Origin of the sequence: Haloarcula rara (assembly GCF_029338235.1) — an archaeon.
Classification (GTDB): domain Archaea; phylum Halobacteriota; class Halobacteria; order Halobacteriales; family Haloarculaceae; genus Haloarcula; species Haloarcula rara.
Map to the genome: position 1 here is coordinate 2393704 of NZ_CP119785.1, position 16161 is coordinate 2409864.

12 protein-coding genes and 2 pseudogenes are annotated in these 16161 nt (G+C 68.2%); 8 read left to right on the forward strand and 6 right to left on the reverse strand.

All coding sequences use genetic code 11. From position 1 onward, the window contains the following. Nucleotides 1–54 precede the first annotated feature (54 nt). A complete protein-coding gene (locus P1K32_RS12740) occupies nucleotides 55–3519 on the forward strand; it encodes a PAS domain S-box protein (RefSeq protein ID WP_276250097.1) in 3465 nt (1154 codons plus the stop codon). On the opposite strand, the gene P1K32_RS12745 is transcribed toward P1K32_RS12740, so the two are convergent. The 3 genes from P1K32_RS12745 to P1K32_RS12755 form a co-directional block, all read right to left on the reverse strand. Further along, a complete protein-coding gene (locus P1K32_RS12745; RefSeq protein ID WP_276250098.1) occupies nucleotides 3516–3884 on the reverse strand; it encodes a response regulator in 369 nt (122 codons plus the stop codon). The genes P1K32_RS12740 and P1K32_RS12745 overlap by 4 nt on opposite strands. A gap of 38 nt (nucleotides 3885–3922) precedes the next feature. Next, nucleotides 3923–4120: a DUF7511 domain-containing protein gene (locus tag P1K32_RS12750; protein ID WP_276250099.1), complete on the reverse strand. Its 198-nt coding sequence runs from the start codon at nucleotides 4118–4120 to the stop codon at nucleotides 3923–3925. Nucleotides 4121–4187: 67 nt separating this feature from the next. Further along, complete coding sequence (locus P1K32_RS12755; protein ID WP_276250100.1) at nucleotides 4188–4358, reverse strand: DUF7838 family putative zinc beta-ribbon protein; 171 nt, start codon at nucleotides 4356–4358, stop codon at nucleotides 4188–4190. A 538-nt stretch (nucleotides 4359–4896) separates the two neighbouring features. Here P1K32_RS12755 and msrA point away from each other — a divergent pair. Together msrA and P1K32_RS12765 are read left to right on the forward strand one after the other, a co-directional pair. Continuing rightward, nucleotides 4897–5565: a peptide-methionine (S)-S-oxide reductase MsrA gene (msrA, locus tag P1K32_RS12760; RefSeq protein WP_276250101.1), complete on the forward strand. Its 669-nt coding sequence runs from the start codon at nucleotides 4897–4899 to the stop codon at nucleotides 5563–5565. Nucleotides 5566–5629: 64 nt separating this feature from the next. Further along, nucleotides 5630–6166, forward strand: coding sequence for a cob(I)yrinic acid a,c-diamide adenosyltransferase (locus P1K32_RS12765; protein WP_276250102.1), 537 nt, complete (start codon nucleotides 5630–5632; stop codon nucleotides 6164–6166). A 151-nt stretch (nucleotides 6167–6317) separates the two neighbouring features. Here P1K32_RS12765 and P1K32_RS12770 read toward each other — a convergent pair whose 3' ends face one another. Then, the gene (locus P1K32_RS12770; RefSeq protein WP_276250103.1) at nucleotides 6318–6494 is read right to left on the reverse strand and encodes a DUF7317 family protein; all 177 of its coding nucleotides are present in this window, start codon (nucleotides 6492–6494) and stop codon (nucleotides 6318–6320) included. 224 nt (nucleotides 6495–6718) lie between these two features. Here P1K32_RS12770 and mvaD point away from each other — a divergent pair, with 224 nt between their 5' ends. After that, on the forward strand, nucleotides 6719–7693 hold the full coding sequence (gene mvaD / locus P1K32_RS12775) for a phosphomevalonate decarboxylase MvaD (RefSeq protein ID WP_276250104.1): 975 nt from the start codon (nucleotides 6719–6721) through the stop codon (nucleotides 7691–7693). A gap of 174 nt (nucleotides 7694–7867) precedes the next feature. Beyond that, a pseudogene (locus P1K32_RS12780) lies at nucleotides 7868–9066 on the forward strand (NAD(P)/FAD-dependent oxidoreductase). Here P1K32_RS12780 and P1K32_RS12785 read toward each other — a convergent pair. Further along, complete coding sequence (locus tag P1K32_RS12785) at nucleotides 9067–10158, reverse strand: GNAT family N-acetyltransferase (RefSeq protein ID WP_276250105.1); 1092 nt, start codon at nucleotides 10156–10158, stop codon at nucleotides 9067–9069. A gap of 171 nt (nucleotides 10159–10329) precedes the next feature. Beyond that, complete coding sequence (locus P1K32_RS12790; protein ID WP_276250106.1) at nucleotides 10330–11379, reverse strand: PGF-CTERM-anchored ABC transporter substrate-binding protein; 1050 nt, start codon at nucleotides 11377–11379, stop codon at nucleotides 10330–10332. A 59-nt stretch (nucleotides 11380–11438) separates the two neighbouring features. On the opposite strand from P1K32_RS12790, the gene btuC reads away from it, so the two are divergent. The 3 genes and pseudogenes from btuC to P1K32_RS12810 all read left to right on the forward strand — a co-directional run bounded on the left by btuC (nucleotide 11439) and on the right by P1K32_RS12810 (nucleotide 16161). Then, nucleotides 11439–12509, forward strand: coding sequence for a vitamin B12 ABC transporter permease BtuC (btuC, locus tag P1K32_RS12795; protein ID WP_276250107.1), 1071 nt, complete (start codon nucleotides 11439–11441; stop codon nucleotides 12507–12509). After that, nucleotides 12506–13781 (forward strand): annotated as a pseudogene (locus tag P1K32_RS12800) (heme ABC transporter ATP-binding protein). The gene btuC and the pseudogene P1K32_RS12800 overlap by 4 nt, the downstream one beginning before the upstream one ends. 22 nt (nucleotides 13782–13803) lie before the next feature. Beyond that, a complete protein-coding gene (locus tag P1K32_RS12810) occupies nucleotides 13804–16161 on the forward strand; it encodes a DEAD/DEAH box helicase (RefSeq protein ID WP_276250110.1) in 2358 nt (785 codons plus the stop codon).

Here is a 16161-nt window from a genome sequence, read left to right on the forward strand (position 1 = left end):
AATCTCGGCCGCCCATTTATGTGGATGTAGGGGTCAGTTCAGGTACTGACGCGCATGTCCGAGCAGGCAGTTATTCTCCACGTCCGCCCCGCGCCCGCGCCCGACGGTGGCGGCTCACCGCCCCTGGCCGACCGACTTGACCGACCGGTTCGGACCGCGAGTTCCACGGACGCGGCGCTCGGGGTCCTCACCGAGACCGACGTCGCCGCCGTCGTCTGTGACCACGCCCCCGAGGACGGGCTGGACGGACTGGCCGCTCTCGAAGCGATTCGGGCCGACTGCCCGTCGCTCCCGGCGGTGCTCGCGACCGACGAACCCGACGGTCGCGTGGCCGCCGAGGCGACCCGCCTCGGGGTGAGCGAGTACGTCCCTCGGAGCGAGGTCGACCCCGCAGACCGGGTCCGCGAACTGGTTCGCGGGGGCTCGGGCCCCGCGGTGCCGGGGGCCCGCGAACGGGAACTCGAGCGAAACAACGAGGCGCTGCAACGGTTGACCGAGCTGGCGTCGTCCGATTCGCACACCGACGACGACATAATCGACCGGGTCCTCGAGATCGGCGCCGACCGGCTCGGCCTCTCGCTTGGCTACCTGAGCCGTATCGAGGGGCGCGACTACGAGGTCGTCTCTGTCGTCGGCGACCACGACATCATCCGGGCCGGCACCGAGACCGACCTGGAAAACACCTACTGTCGCCGTATCGTGGACCGCCAGGACAGCTACGGCATCACCGACGCGGCCGCGGAGGGGTTATCGGACGATCCGGCCTACCGGATGTCGGGTATCGCCTGTTATCTGGGCGGCAAGGTCGTGGTCGGCGGCGAACTGTACGGTACGCTGTGTTTCGCCGACGACGAGCCCCGGACCGAGCCCTTCTCCGAGAGCGAGCAGACGTTCACCAGACTGCTCGCCGAGTGGACGAGCCGGGAGATCGAACGCCGCCAGCGCGAGGCGGACCTCGAACAGTACGAGAGCGTCATCGAGGCCGTCGACGATGGTATCTACGCTCTCGACGAGACGGGCCACTTCGAGCTGGTCAATGACGCGATGACCGACCTCACCGGCTACGACTCCGAGGCCCTGCTGGGCGCCCACACCAGCCACATCAAATCCGACGAGGTCGTCGAACGGGCCGAGTCCATCGTCCGGGAGATGCTATTCGACGAGCGCGAGGCCGACGAGGAGACGTTCGACCTGGCGATACAGCGGGCCGACGGCACCTCGTTCCCGGCCGAGGACCACATGACGCTGCTGTGGGACGACGACGGCGAGCGCTTCGGGGGGACTGCGGGCATCATCCGCGACATCACCGAACGCAAGGAGCGAGAGCGAAAGCTTCGGGAGGCTAACCGCCGCATCGAGCAGATACTCGGACGCATCGGCGCGGCCTTTTTCGCCGTCGACGACGACTGGGAGCTGACCTACTGGAACCACCGCGCCGAGGAGGTGCTCGGTCGGCAGGCCGAGGACGTGATGGGCGAAGACCTCTGGGAGATGTTCCCGGACGCCGTCGACGCGACGTTCTACGAGGCCTACCACGAGGCCATGGCGACCCAGGAACCGGCCGACTTCGAGGAGTATTACCCCCCGGTCGGTAAGTGGTTCCGGGTCAACGCCTACCCCTCGTCGAACGGGCTCTCGGTGTACTTCCACGACATAACCGACCAGAAAGAGCGCGACCGGAAGCTCTCCGGGCTGCTGGAGACGACGCGGTCGCTGATGCAGGCCCAGACCGCCGAGGACGTGGCCGAGACGGTCGTCGCGGCCGCCGAGTTCGAGCTGGGCTTTGACCTGAACCTCGTGCGGCTCTACGACGAGGAGACGGAGACCCTGCAACCGGTCGCCGCAACCGACGGGATGCCCGAACGACCGGTGTACGACGCCGACGAGGCGTACCCGGGCGAGGCCTACCAGCGCGGGGAGATCGTCCGCATCGACGACTTCGACCAGGTGCGAAACTACGACGACCGGGGCGCAAAGGCCGCGATGTACGTTCCACTCGACGACCACGGTGTGTTGAGCGTCGCAACCTACGACCAGGAGCGATTCTCCGACGCGGACGTCTCGGTCGCCGAAATCCTCGCCTCGAACGCGGCGGCCGCTCTGGACCGCGTCGAACGCGAGCAGGACCTCCTGCGCTACGAGGCCGTCGTGGAGAACGTCCGTGACATGGTGTACGTCCTGGACGAGGACGGCGGGTTCCAGCTCGTCACGGAGGCGCTGGCCGACTGGCTGGGCTACGAGCGCGAGGCGCTGCTCGGCCGACACCCACGGATGGTGCTGGACGACCAGGCGGTCGAGACCCTCGCCAGACAGGTCAGGCAACTCCGCGACAGCGACGGGGCAGCGACGGCGACGGTCGAGACGACGCTCCGGCGGGAGACCGGTGCGGAGCTCCCGGCCGAAATCGAGCTCTCGCTCATCGACGAGGCGGCCTTCAGCGGCACCGCCGGCGTCGTCCGCGACCGGACGGAACTGGAACAGACCCGCGAGGAGCTGCGCGACGAGCGGGACCGCTTCTCGTATCTGTTCAACAATCTCCCGGACGCCGTCGTCGAGACGGAGTTCACCGAGGACACGTCGCTCGTCCGCTCGGTGAACCCGGCCTTCACCGACGTGTTCGGATTCGACCGGCGGACCGTCCTCGACGGCGACCTCAACGAATACATCCTCCCGCCGAGCGACGACGCCCAGCGGGAAGCCGACTGGCTCGACGAACGGGGTGCCGCCGGCGAGACCGTCCAGGCCGAGGTCCGCCGTCGGACCGCCGACGGGTTCCGTGATTTCCTCTTCCGAGGCGTCCCCTACCGCCGGGACGACGGGCGCGTCTGGAGCTTCGGTATCTACACCGACATCACCGACCAGATCGAACGCGAACGACGGCTGGAGGTGCTCAACCGCGTGTTGCGACACAACCTCCGGAACGACCTGACGGTCGTGCTCGGCATCGCCGACGAACTCCGCGAGCGGACCGACGACGAGACCGTCCGCTCGCTGCTCGAACGGCTCCTCGGGAAGGCCGAACAGATTGCCTCGCTCAGCGACCGCGCCCGCGAGATAGAGCGCTCGGTCCGCCGCGACGACGCCGACACGGCGCCGCTCGATGTCACTGCGCTCGTCGACGAAGTCGCCACGCGGTACGCCAAGCAGTCCGAGGCGTCCGTGGACATCTCGGAACCGGAGACGACCGTCATGGCCGGCGATGGCCGCCTTGAGCGGGTCGTCGGCGAGCTGCTCGCAAACAGCGTCGAACACGCCGGCGAGGCGCCCGCGGTGTCCGTCGACGTCGACCCGTCCCCCGAGACGGTGTCGGTCACCGTCACCGACGACGGCCCGGGCATCCCGGACCACGAACTCGACGTGTTGACCGGCAGCGAACCCATCACCCAGCTGCGCCACGGGAGCGGGCTGGGCCTGTGGCTCGTCATCTGGGTGACAGAATCCTACGGCGGAACCGTGCGATTCGAGAACACGGCCGACGGCGCGTCGGTCACGCTGACGCTCCCCCGGACCGACAGCTAGGTCGCCGCGCGTATCTTTTCTGCCAGCTCTGCGTACTGTTCGGTCCCAGTCCCTTTCTGGACGAACCCCGTCACGCCGGCCTCCTCGGCCGCCGGGCGGACGTCGTCGGGCTCGCGGGCGCTAAAGAGGAGAAAGGGGAGCGACCGGTCCCGGTCCCGCAGTTCCCCACACAGCTCCAGCCCGTCGAGACGCGGCATCTTGTAGTCGCTGACGACGACGTCGTACCCCCCCGAAAGCGCCAGCTCCAGTGCCGTCTCCGGGTCGCCTTCGCTGGTCACGTCGAGGTCGTCCTCCTGTTCCAGAAAGGTCTGGACGATTTCGAGTACGTCTCTGTCCTCGTCGACCAGGAGAACGTCGATACTCATCTACACGCACTTCTCCCTTCTGAAATAAAAACCTACGGTCACCGCATCGACGACAGTCCGACGACCGCCTCGTAATCCGCACTCAGCCACGTCGACATCCGTGCGTCACCTGTCATGTCTGGTGGATAGATGGTACAGCGGTCCGGCCCGTCCGCGTAGCGAACGACGGTCAGAGACAGTTCCACGTCCGGCCGGTCGGTGGCGGCCGTGGCCGCCGCGGTTGACTCGAGACTCATCCACCTGGATTGACCGAGAGGGAGAACAAAACCGCTGCTAAGACCTCTCAGTACCGATATATAGCGTTCAGGCGCTCTGGGCCGTGTCGACCTCGCCGTCGATGCGGACGAAACCGTAATCGCATTCGCCACAGTGCCACTTGACTTTCTGCCCGAGATGCATCGTCGTGCTGGCGACCTTCCAGAACTCGCGGTACTCCTCGCACTTCGGGCAGTAGTGCTCCAGTTCGAGGCTCATGACACGCTCTTGTGTGTGGGTGCCATTGAAGCTCCCGGTTCTCGGAGACGTTTGACTGATGCTTTGGTCGGTGTTGGGGGTCAGTCTGCTTCCCGCAACAGCGAGCTTTCTCTCTCAGTACAGCTAGAAAGCCCCGGTGGGCTACACTCGGGGGTGGTTCGAGAGAGCAAAGCTCTCTCGTCATCACGGAAGACCTCCGGTCTTCCGAACGACCTCGTTGCGGTCCTCGGCCTTCGGCCTGCGGTCCTTACGTCGTCCGCCTTCGTGTAGCCCACCGCCCCTTTCAGTCCCACCCCGTGTAACAGCCGACCGGGCGGGACTGAAAGGGGCCGGACGCTCAGGGTGCGAGACGACGCAAGCACCGCAGGGAGCAGCGCGACCGAGGAGCGCAGCGAGTCGGAGCCCCTTAGCGTCCGGGGGCTTTCTGGCTGTAGTCAGAGTCGCTACACCTCTGCCTGACAGTCCATCCGTCGTTCACACCGCCAACTGTCGTTACTAGACCCGAACAGGCAAACCGTCAGCCCACCTATCACACGACATGACCACGGTCGCAGACGACCAGCCGCCACTCACGGCACTCGACGTCGACGCCGAGGCGCTGCCGCCCGCTGACACCGAGACGGCGACGTTCGGGATGGGCTGTTTCTGGGGGCCGGACGCCCGCTTCGGCGCGATGCCGGGCGTCGTTCGCACGCGCGTCGGCTACGCGGGCGGGACGGACCCGGACCCGAGCTACTACTCGCTGGGCGACCACACCGAGGTCGTACAGGTCGAGTACGACCCCGAAACGGTCGATTATTCGGACCTGCTCGACGTGTTCTGGGCGAACCACAACCCCTTCGGCGGGGCCCACAAGCGCCAGTACCGGGGCGTCGTGCTGGTCCACGACGACGCCCAGCGCGAGACGGTCGCGGCGTCGGCGGCGGCACTGGAAGAGCGAACGGGGCAGTCCGTCGAGACGGCTATCGAGTCCCTCGAGTCGTTCACGCTTGCGGAGGACTACCACCAGAAGTACGAACTCCGCTCGACGCCGGTGCTTGGCGACGAGCTGGATGATATCTACGGGCCGGCGCTGGTCGATTCGACCGTCGCGGCGCGGCTGAACGGCTTCGTCGCGGGTCACGCTGCCCCCGACCAGCGCGAGGCGCTACTCGCCGACGTCGCCCTCTCGCCGGCGGCGCTGTCCGAACTCGAACGGCGGCTTTGAGTGTCACCGCTGGACGGGACCGGCGTGACGAGAATATAAGACCGTGGCAGCCCCAGCCACGTGTATGACCATCTACACCGGCCGCGGCGACCAGGGCCAGACCGACCTGCGGACGATGGACCGCGTCTCGAAAGACTCCCGCCGTATCGAGGCCTATGGCACCGTCGACGAGGTCAACGCACTGGTCGGGGTCGTCCGGCCGACGGGCTACGATGACATCGACGACGACCTGCGGACCATCCAGAACCACCTCCACATCGTCCAGGCCGACTTCGCGAACCCCAGTCCCGGCGAGGACGACCCACAGATAACAGAGGAACACGTCGACACTATCGAGGACATGATAGACGAGGCCGACGATGAGCTGGACGCGCTGGAGTCCTTTATCCTCCCGTCGGGGTCGGAACCGGGCGCCAAGCTCCACCACGCCCGCGCAGTGTGTCGCCGGGCGGAGCGGCGCTGTGTCTCGCTGGCCGCCGAGGAGGCCGGCGTCAACGGGACCGCGATAATCTATCTCAACCGACTCTCGGATACGCTCTTTACGCTCGCCAGGCTCGTCAACAAGCGCGAGGGTGTCCGGGAGGAGAGCCCGGAGTACTGACAGTCGTACTGGACCGGCTCGCGCCGGCCCGGGTCGGCGCGACCAGCCATACGCTACAGTCGTCGTGTGCCAGCGTGGAGTGCCGCCGTCGAATTGCGGGGAGCCGTGGGGGGCCTGCGAGTCAGCGGGGGACTGAGCCCGGCGGGCGCGCTCAGTTGGCGGCTTCAGCCAGTACGTCCCAGTCCTCTTCGCGAACGTCGAAGCCCCGCGAGCGTAGCGCCGCGGCCAGCTTCCCGGTGTCTACGCCGCCGTAGCTTGCGGCCTGCTCCAGGCCGAGTGTTCCGCCGTAGTACAGCGTCAGCGCCGTCGTGAGGGAGGTGTATGACATCGTTTCCTCGTCTGGAACGTAAAGGGACACGGTATTAAAGTTTCTTAGACAATAGGTAACACAGTTCTGCTGTTAGTGGTTGTATAATAGCAACTCTAGACAGAAGAAACCAAAATATCTGGACGTACGTCTTGATAGACAGTCGGAACAGTCGCCCGGCTCCGTGTTCGTCCTACGCCGGCCGGGTTCGCAATAGCAAAGTGACCGGCCCGGAACGGTGAACTATGAAAGCGACCGCGAAGGCTCACCCCATTCAAGGGCTGGTGAAGTACCACGGGATGCGCGACGAACAGCGGCGGATGCCGTACCACGACAGCATCTCGGTCAGCACGGCGCCGAGCCGGACGAAGACCACCGTCGAGTTCGACCCGTCCCTCGACGGCGACGAGTACGTCATCGACGGCGAGACGGTCGAGGGTCGGGGCGCCGAGCGAATCGACTCGGTCGTCGACCACGTCCGCGAGCTGGCCGGTATCGACGACCCGGTTCGCTTCGAGTCGACCAACGACTTCCCGACGAACATCGGCTTTGGCTCCTCTTCGTCGGGCTTTGCCGCGGCGGCGACGGCGCTGGTCGAGGCCGCCGGGCTCGACATGACCCACCCCGAGATATCGACGGTCGCGCGCCGGGGCTCCGCCTCGGCCGCTCGCGCCGTCACGGGCGCGTTCTCCCACCTCAAGACCGGCGTCAACGACCAGGACTGTCGCAGCGAGCGCATCGAGACCGACCTCGAAGACGACCTGCGCATCGTCGCCGGGATGGTTCCCTCCTACAAGGAGACCGAAGCCGCCCACAAGGAGGCCGCCGACAGCCACATGTTCCAGGCCCGGATGGCCCACATCCAGTACCAGATCTCGGATATGCGCGACGCCCTGTATGACGCCGACTTCGAACGGGCGTTCGAGCTGGCCGAACACGACTCGCTGTCCCTCGCGGCGACGACGATGACCGGCCCCGCCGGCTGGGTGTACTGGCAGCCCCGGACCATCGAGATTTTCAACACCGTCCGGGAACTCCGCACCGAGGAGGACATCCCGGTGTACTTCTCGGTCGACACCGGCGCGAGCACCTACGTCAACACCACCGAGGAGTACGTCGACCGCGTCGAAGAAGCCGTCGCGGACTGCGGTGTCGACACCAGAATCTGGGAGGTCGGCGGGCCTGCAGAAGTGCTGGACGAATCCGAGGCGCTGTTCTGAGTAGCAGCTAGTTCGGTATTCTTTGTCGCTGCGTGCCAGAAAGCCGTGCCGGGCACGGTGTCTCTTCAATCCGACACTGCGGGGGATTTCTGGTTGGACATCGCAGCACCTACCGCGCCAACGTCGCCGCCCCTCGGAAACAACATTATCCCCGTTCAGTCCTAACCCCGGATAATGCTAGTCGCCGTTCTCGGTGCCGGCTACGCCGGTCTGACGCTCGCACGAACGCTCGAACGGACCCTCCCCAGCGACGTCGACCTGGTCGTCGTCGACGAGTCACAGGACCATCTGGTCCAGCACGAACTCCACCGCGTCGTTCGCCGGCCGTCGCTGGCCGACGAAATCACGGTCTCCCTCGACGACGCACTCGACTGTGAGGTCCGGCAAGCGACCGTCACCGGCCTCGACGCCGACGCCGGCGAGGCGACGCTCGAAACCCCCGGCGGCGACGAGGAGACGCTTTCCTACGACGTGGGCGCGGTGTGTCTGGGCGCGCGGACTGCCTTCTACGGCCTCGAGGGCGTTCGCGAGCACGCCACGCCGCTGAAACGGCTCGCCGACGCCCGGGAAATTCGACGGGACGTTCTCGACCTGGGGGACGGCGACCGAGTCGTCGTCGGTGGCGCGGGTCTCTCTGGCGTGCAGGTCGCGGGCGAACTGGCGGCGCTTTCCGACGAGGAGGGTGTCGACGCCGAGGTCTGCCTGCTCGAACAGGAGCCCGAGGTCGCCCCCGCGTTCCCGGCCGCGTTCCAGCGGGCCGTCCACGACGCCCTGCTCGACGCTGGGGTGTCGGTCCGGACCGGCACGGCCGTCGAGCGCGCCGACGCGGAGACCATCACGCTCACGACCGGGAGCGACCTCGAGTACGACCAGTTCGTCTGGACCGGCGGCATCCGGGGCTCGCCGGCACTGGACGACGACCGCCCGGTCGTGCGTGCAGACCTCCGACTGGGCGAGGCGACCTTCGCGGTGGGTGATGCGGCCCGGGTCGTCGACAGCGACGGCGAAGCCGTCCCGGCCAGCGCGTCGGCGGCCGTCCGGGAGGCCAGCGTGGCCGCCGAGAACGTCGAGCGGCTTGTCGACCACCGCCGCGCGGACGCCGGGGGTTCGAGCCACGGCTCGCCCGCTACCGGTTCGACGTGCCCGGCTGGCTGGTCTCAGTCGGCGACGACGCCGTGGCGAAGGTGGGGCCGACAGTCCTGACCGGCCGGCCGGCACTGGCGCTGAAGACGACCGTCGGCGCGGGCTACCTGGGCAGCGTCGGCGCGATACGGGAGGCGACGGACCTCGTCCGTACGGAACTGGGTATCGGCGACGAGGCGGCCGCCGAGACGGTTCCGGACGACATCGTCGACGTCTCGCAAGCGGAGTAGCTACCCGGTGTCGAGTTCGAGGAACGTCGTCGACCAGTTGTCCTCGTCGGTGAGTCGGACCGCCTCGGGCGCCCAGGAGTCCAGTGCCCGGACGAGATGTGCGCGGCCGTCCCGGAGATACGACAGTGGCGGCTCGCCCTCGCGGTAGAACCCCTGTGCCCGGAGAACGGCGCCGGGAACCGTCGATGGTGCGACGAAGAGGTCAGAGCTCTGGTAGTTGTCCCGCACCTCGGCCAGCAACGCTCCGAGCAACTGCTCGCGGTCCTCGTGGTCGGTCAGCGGCACCACGTCGGCCACTCTGGTCGTCTCCGGCCCGTACAGCTTTCCCGGCGGCGGCCGCGCGACGACGAGGGCCGCGCGCTCGCCACCGGACTCGCCCACGAACGCCGAATAGTTCCAGTTCGGGTTCGAGAGCCGCCACCGGTAGAAGGCTGGGTCCCGGCGGGCGTGAATCGTCACCGGCGCGGTGTCGGCGTAGAGCGCCGCCAGCGTCTCGACTGGGACCGACTCCTCGTGGCGGACGGACACCTCGGCCGACGTGGTCGCCCGCCGGTCCCGGAGTCGGTTGTGTGCCGAGACCAGCCCCGTGGCGACGGTGCCGGCGAGCTGATGACCTGGCGCTGTCGTCTGCGCGGAAAGCAGCGGCGCCACGTCCTCGACGCGGTAGGCGGCCGGGACGGTCCCGACACGTCGCCAGCCCAACTTCCGGTTGCCCTGCAGGGTCAGCTCGTTGGGGAAGTTGAAGAAGAAGGCGTGCTCCCGGTTCTCGTAGCGGTCGATGGCCCGCTCGGTCATCCGCGTGAACAGCCCCTGCCGTCTGTGGTCCGGGTGGACCATGGTGTCACAGGGCTGGAGTGCCGGGTACCGCTCCCCGCCGACGACCATCGGGAGCGCGAAAAAGGAGCGCGCGCCGACCAGGTCACCGTCAGCGGTGGCGACGACTATGGGGACGTGGTCGACGTAGGGGTTCGAGACGTACTTCCAGTCGAACCACTCCGGGCTGTGCTGCCAGGAGCCCAGCACGTCGGCGTAGAGGTCGATGTACTGCGCTCTGTCGGCTGCTCGGTACCAGCGGATATCGTAGCGTGACATAGGAAACAGCGCGCGCAGTTCGGCGGACGCGATACTTGTTATGAGATACTTGCAGCCGCGGGCTGGCCCACCCGCGGCTATAACTCGCGCCATCGTTCCCTACGGCGACCTTACCGGTGGGAGTAGGGACATGGCCGGCGAGTAATCGAGGTATCAAACGGCTGTAACGGGTCAGCGGCGGCGGGCGAGGAGCGCCGTGGCTAGGACGGCGACGACCGCGCCGACGGCGGTGAAGCCGGGGCCACTTCCGCCGGAGGCGTCGTCATCGACTGTCGCAGGGGTCGTGCCCTCGACGGCAGAGCGCTGGACGTAGACACCCTCGTCGTACCTCTCGGGGTAGAGCTGTCGGGTCACGTTGTGGACGGCGTTGACCACGCTCCGGGGCGCCGGCTGGCTCATGTCACGTTCCCGCACGGTGGCGACCGCGTTCTCCTGGCCGGCCGTCGTGCTGGCGTACGGTTCCTCGTCGACGAGGTAGCTGGTCTCCTCGTGGAGGACGAGGTTGTCGGGGTCCATCCGGAGTATCACTTCGTCGTTCAGCTGTGGGTAGTCGGCGTACTCGCTGGCGGCGTTGTCGGCGCCGGCGGTGGCAAGCACCGAGTCGACGAAGGTGCCGGAGGCAGCGACGTAGCCGCTGCCCAGTGGGTAGAGCACGTCGGGGCGGTCGTCGACGTCGGCGGTCACGTTCCGGACGGCGTCGACGTTGGCGGTCATCCACGCGTTGGTGTCGGCTGCGCCCTGACAGTTGCCGGTCAGGCGTCCGATACGCGTGGTCGCCTCGCGGATGTCCTCGATGTCGGTCGGCGCGGGGAGGTGATAGACTGTCAGGCCGGCGTCACGGAGCCCCTGGACGTCCCCGGCACTGGAGTTGGGTGCGATGACGAGATCCGGGTTCGTCCCGGCGACTTTCTCGCGGCTCACCCCGAAGCCGGCCGAGACGTTCGTCCGGCTCTCAGAGCCCTCCAGATAGTCGGCGTACTGGGTGAGACCGACGACCTGGTCGCGGCCGCCGATTTCCCACATCGTCTGGGCGGCCGAGGGGTTCGTCGTCACCACTCGCTCGGGTCGCTCTTCGATGGTCACTTCGGTCCCGGTCGCGTCAGTCAGCGTCACCGGGAACGAACAGTTCTGGCCGGACTGGCCCGCGCTCGCGGCCGCCGGCGTCGCGGAAAGCGACGCGAGCACGAGCAGGCCGGCAACGAGTGTCACGAGTCGTCGCATCGTCCCTACCGCTGACGCCGAACAATAAATATTTACCTACTGCAAGTGGGTTTTCAGACGTGCGAACCCCCGGAAAAACGGCCCTCTGGTCGATTGCGCTCACGGCGCTGCTGGCCCTCGTCATCACGGCGAGCGCCGCGGTGGGCCCGGTGTGGATTCCGCCCGACGTGGTGGCCCAGGTGCTCCTCAACGCTATCGCGGTGCCGACGGCCTTCGAGGTCTCCGGGGCGGCCCTCGAGGTGACGACCCAGCCGGTCTTTCGGTTCCGCGTCTCGCGGCTCCAGCGGCTCATCGTGATGAACGTCCGACTCCCGCGCATCCTGCTCGCCGCCGTTGTCGGCTTCGCCCTCGCCGCGGCCGGCACCATAATGCAGGGCATCTTCCGCAACCCGATGGCCGACCCCTCCATCATCGGCGTCTCCTCGGGCGCGGCCGTCGGCGCCGTCGGCTTCATCGTCGTCGGGGCGAGCCTCCCCTTCGGGCTGGGGCTGCGCGGGGCCGCCTTCGCCGGGGCGCTCGTCGCCGCCTTCGGCGTCTACCTCATCGCGACCGAGAACGGCCGGACGCCCGTGGCGACGCTGCTGCTCGCGGGCGTGGCCGTCCAGACGTTCCTGGGCGCCGTGGTCTCCTTTCTCCTGCTTAACGCCGGCGAGAGCGTCCGCCGGGCGCTGTTCTGGCTGATGGGTCACCTGAAGGGTGCCGCCTGGCCCGACGTGTGGTCCAGTCTCGTGCTGGTCGTGGTTCCGTTCGCCCTCCTGCTCGTCTACGCCCGTGACCTGAACGTCATGCTGCTGGGCGAGGAGGACGCCCAGAGCCTCGGTATCGAGGTCGAGCGCACGAAGCGGATACTGCTCGCGCTGGCCTCGCTTGCCACTGCCGCGGGCGTCGCCGTCGCCGGTATCATCGGCTTCGTCGGGCTCATCGTCCCTCACGTGATGCGACTGCTCGTGGGGCCGGACCACCGCATCTTGCTGCCCACGTCGGCCCTGGCCGGGGCCTCCTTCCTCGTGGCGACGGACACGCTGGCTCGCTCCGGGAGCACGGAACTGCCCGTCGGCATCGTCACCGCCGCGCTCGGGGCGCCCTTCTTTCTCTACCTGCTGCGAAAGCGGGAGGTCCACGAGCTATGAGCGACCCCAGCCCGGGACCGGACGGCCACGACGGCGAGCCGATTCCGATGCTCAGCGCCACAGACGTCTCGGTGTCGCTGGGCGGGACACAGATACTCTCGGACGTCTCACTGGCCGCCGAGTGTGGCGACGTGGTCGGCCTTGTCGGTCCGAACGGGGCCGGCAAGACGACGACGCTCAGGGTACTCCGGGCGACGCTCTCGCCCGACAGCGGCCTCGTGCGTGTCGCCGGCGACCCAATCGAGGGGCTCTCCTCGAAGCAGGTGAGCCAGCGGGTCGCCAGCACGCCACAGGCGACGGAGCTGGCCTTCGAGTTCACCGTCCGTCAGGCGGTCGAGATGGGGCGGACCCCCCATCTCGGCCGGTTCGAGCGGGCCGACAGCGGCGACCGCGAGGTCGTCGAGGCGGCAATGGAGCGGGTTGACGTGGCCCGCTTTGCCGACCGCCTCGTCACCTCGCTGTCCGGCGGCGAGCGCCAGCGGGTGCTGCTGGCCCGTGCCCTCGCCCAGGAGACGCCCGTCCTGTTGCTCGATGAACCCACCTCGAACCTCGACATCAACCACGCCGTCAACACGCTGGAGCTGGTCGCCGACCTCGCCCGGGAGGGCAAGACCGCCGTCGCGGCCATCCACGACCTGAACCTTGCCGCGCGCTACTGCGACGAACTCGTCTTGCTTGCCGACGGCGAGGTCCGCGCCGCGGGCCCGCCACGCGAGGTGCTGACCGCGCCAACGCTCCGGGACGCCTTCGACGCCGAGACGCTCGTCACCGGCCAGCCCGCCACCGACGCGCCGCTGGTGACCGCCCTCGCCGACCGCGGGTCGGTCGACCGGACCGTCCACGTCGTCGGCACTGGCGGGCAGGCCGCCGGCGCTGACCCGCCTGGTCGCCGCCGGCGCCACCGTCTCGGTCGGCGTGGTCCCCGCCGGCGACGCGGCCGCCGAGCGCGCCAGCGAACTGGACTGTGAGGCCGTCACGGTGCCGCCGTTTGCCGGGGTCGACGACAGTTCCCGCGAGCGGGCGACCGAGTTGGCCCGGGCGGCCGACGCCGTGGTGGTCGCCGGGGACGTGGGCGACGCGAACCAGTCGGTCGTCGCGGCGGCTCGGCGGTGTGTCGCCGTCGACGGCGAAGGCGTACCCGCCGTCGAGTCCCCACGGACGATAGTGGCGACCGTCGACGAACTCCCGGCGGCCGTCGCGGGGGTCGCCACTCGCGAGGGCGAGCCGGACGCGATGCGTCGCGTCGAGTCGAGCGAACAGCAAGACGGATAGCGGTCTAGAACCTACGCCGCCCGTGGACGACACTATCGCGTGGCTCCGCGGCCGGCCCTACTACGAGGGCCAGATAGTCGACGAGCGGACGGTCCCCGGCCGGGCGGCGACGACCGCCGACTGCGACCTCGAGGCCCGTCTGGACGGTGTGCTCAAAGACGAGGGCATCACTGACCTCTATGCCCACCAGGCCGCCGCTATCGATGGCGTCCGGGACGGCGACAACGTCGTCCTCGCTACTGAAACCGCGAGCGGCAAGAGTCTGGCTTACACGGTCCCGGCCTTCGAGCGGGCGTTGGACCGCCGTGCGACAACACTCTACGTGGCCCCGCAGGTCGCGCTCATCAACGACCAGACGGAGACCTTATCCGAACTGGCACAGGGCCTTGGCTTCGCCTCGGGCGTCTCCGTCGCCCAGTACACCGGCCGCCAGTCCAAAAGCGAGAAGGAGGCCATCCGCGAGCGCCAGCCCACGGTCTTGCTGACGACGCCGGATATGCTCCACTACGGCATCCTGCCCCACGCCCACCGGCTGTGGGACTGGTTCTTCGGGCGGCTCGAAACTGTCGTCATCGACGAGGTCCACGGTTATCGGGGCATCTTCGGCAGCCACGTCTCGCTGGTGATGCGGCGGCTCGCCCGCATCGCCGAGCGCTTCGACAGCGACCCGGAGTGGGTCTGCTGTTCGGCGACCATCGGGAACCCGGTCGAACACGCCGCCACAGTCACCGGCCAGCCCGCCGACTCTTTCGCGCTGGTCGACGAGGACACCTCCGCCAGCGGGCCCCGTCACTGGCTGCTGTGGAACCCGCCCGAATACGAGACCAGGAAAGGATGGGGTTCCGGCCGCCGCAAGTCCAGCCACGTCGAGACCAGGCGACTGTTCGTCGACCTCGTCGAGCGGGGGCTCCAGACGGTGGTCTTCGCCGGATCGCGCCAGACCGCCGAGCGCTACGCGGGCGACAGCGCCGACGAGCTCCGCTCGCGGGGTCACCACGACCTCGCCGACGGCGTGGGCGCGTATCAGGCGGCACTCACGAACGAGAAGCGCCGCGAGCTGGAGTCCCGCCTGCAGTCCGGCGACCTGCGCGGTGTCTGGTCGACCAGCGCGCTCGAACTCGGCGTCGACGTGGGCGGGCTCGACGCCGTTCTCATCGACGGCTACCCCGGCACGCGGATGCGAGCCTTTCAGCAGGCCGGCCGCGCGGGACGCGGGACCGACCCAGCCCTCGTCGCGCTGGTCGGCGGCGAGGACCAGCTCGACCAGTACGTCCTGCGAAACCCGGAGACGCTGTTCGAGAAGCCGGCCGAACAGGCCGTCACGAACCCCGAGAACGACCAGTTATTGCCCGACCACGTCTTGGCGGCGGCGGGCGAGAACTGGCTCTCGGCCGACGACGACCGCCACTTCGGGGAGACTTTCCCGGACGTGGTCGCGGACCTCGAATCCGCTGACAAGCTGGAGCGCCGCAGCACGGACCGGGGGATTCGCTGGACCTCGAACGGCCGGCCCCACCACGACATGAGCCTCCGGACGGTGGACGACCGCGAGGTGAAACTGGTCGCGAGCGGCGACGTCATCGCCCGCCTGCCATTCGAAGACGCACTGCGTGACGCCCATCCCGGCGCCGTCTACCACCACCAGGGACGGCGCTACGAGGTGACCGACCTCGACCTGGCCACCGGCGTCGCCGAACTCGACCGGACGTGGGCCGACTACTACACGCGCGTGCTTCACGACAAGACCATCACCGTCGAGGCCGACCTGCAAGAGCGCCCCCTCCCTACTCGCGCGGACGTTCCCGTCCGCTTTGCCTCGGTGACGATGCGAAAGCAGATTACGGGCTACGAGCGCCGCGACGGCTCCTCGGGCGAGGTACTGGGCCAGCGCCCGCTCGCCCTCCCAGAGACCAGCCTGGAGACGAAGGCGATGTACTACACGGTGCCCGAGGACCTCCACGCCGAGATTCTCGCAGGGGAGTACGGCGAGCCGGCCGACGCGGCCGACGCCGCCACCGACGGCGGGACCGGCGATTTCCCCGGCTCGATTCACGCCGCCGAGCACGCCATGATATCGATGTTCCCCTTCGAGTATCTCTGTGACCGGGGCGACATCGGCGGGCTCTCGACGCCCGAACACCCCCACACCGGCGAGCCGACCGTCTTCATCTACGACGGCTACCCCGGCGGTATCGGCCTCAACAGAGCGGCCTACCACGACGTGGCGCCGCTCATGGAGACGACGCTGTCGATGCTCCGGTCCTGTGACTGCCAGTCGGGGTGTCCGGCCTGCGTGCAGTCCCCCCACTGTGGCAACGCCAACGACCCGCTGGACAAGCACGGCGCGATACATCTGCTGTCCGGCCTGACCGGCGAGTGA

Bases quoted from the DNA above. Each gene is read 5' to 3' on its own strand.
- P1K32_RS12740 (WP_276250097.1), top strand. From the start codon at position 55: ATGTCCGAGCAGGCAGTTATTCTCCACGTCCGCCCCGCGCCCGCGCCC.
- P1K32_RS12745 (WP_276250098.1), bottom strand. From the start codon at position 3,884: ATGAGTATCGACGTTCTCCTGGTCGACGAGGACAGAGACGTACTCGAA.
- P1K32_RS12750 (WP_276250099.1), bottom strand. From the start codon at position 4,120: ATGAGTCTCGAGTCAACCGCGGCGGCCACGGCCGCCACCGACCGGCCG.
- P1K32_RS12755 (WP_276250100.1), bottom strand. From the start codon at position 4,358: ATGAGCCTCGAACTGGAGCACTACTGCCCGAAGTGCGAGGAGTACCGC.
- msrA (WP_276250101.1), top strand. From the start codon at position 4,897: ATGACCACGGTCGCAGACGACCAGCCGCCACTCACGGCACTCGACGTC.
- P1K32_RS12765 (WP_276250102.1), top strand. From the start codon at position 5,630: ATGACCATCTACACCGGCCGCGGCGACCAGGGCCAGACCGACCTGCGG.
- P1K32_RS12770 (WP_276250103.1), bottom strand. From the start codon at position 6,494: ATGTCATACACCTCCCTCACGACGGCGCTGACGCTGTACTACGGCGGA.
- mvaD (WP_276250104.1), top strand. From the start codon at position 6,719: ATGAAAGCGACCGCGAAGGCTCACCCCATTCAAGGGCTGGTGAAGTAC.
- P1K32_RS12785 (WP_276250105.1), bottom strand. From the start codon at position 10,158: ATGTCACGCTACGATATCCGCTGGTACCGAGCAGCCGACAGAGCGCAG.
- P1K32_RS12790 (WP_276250106.1), bottom strand. From the start codon at position 11,379: ATGCGACGACTCGTGACACTCGTTGCCGGCCTGCTCGTGCTCGCGTCG.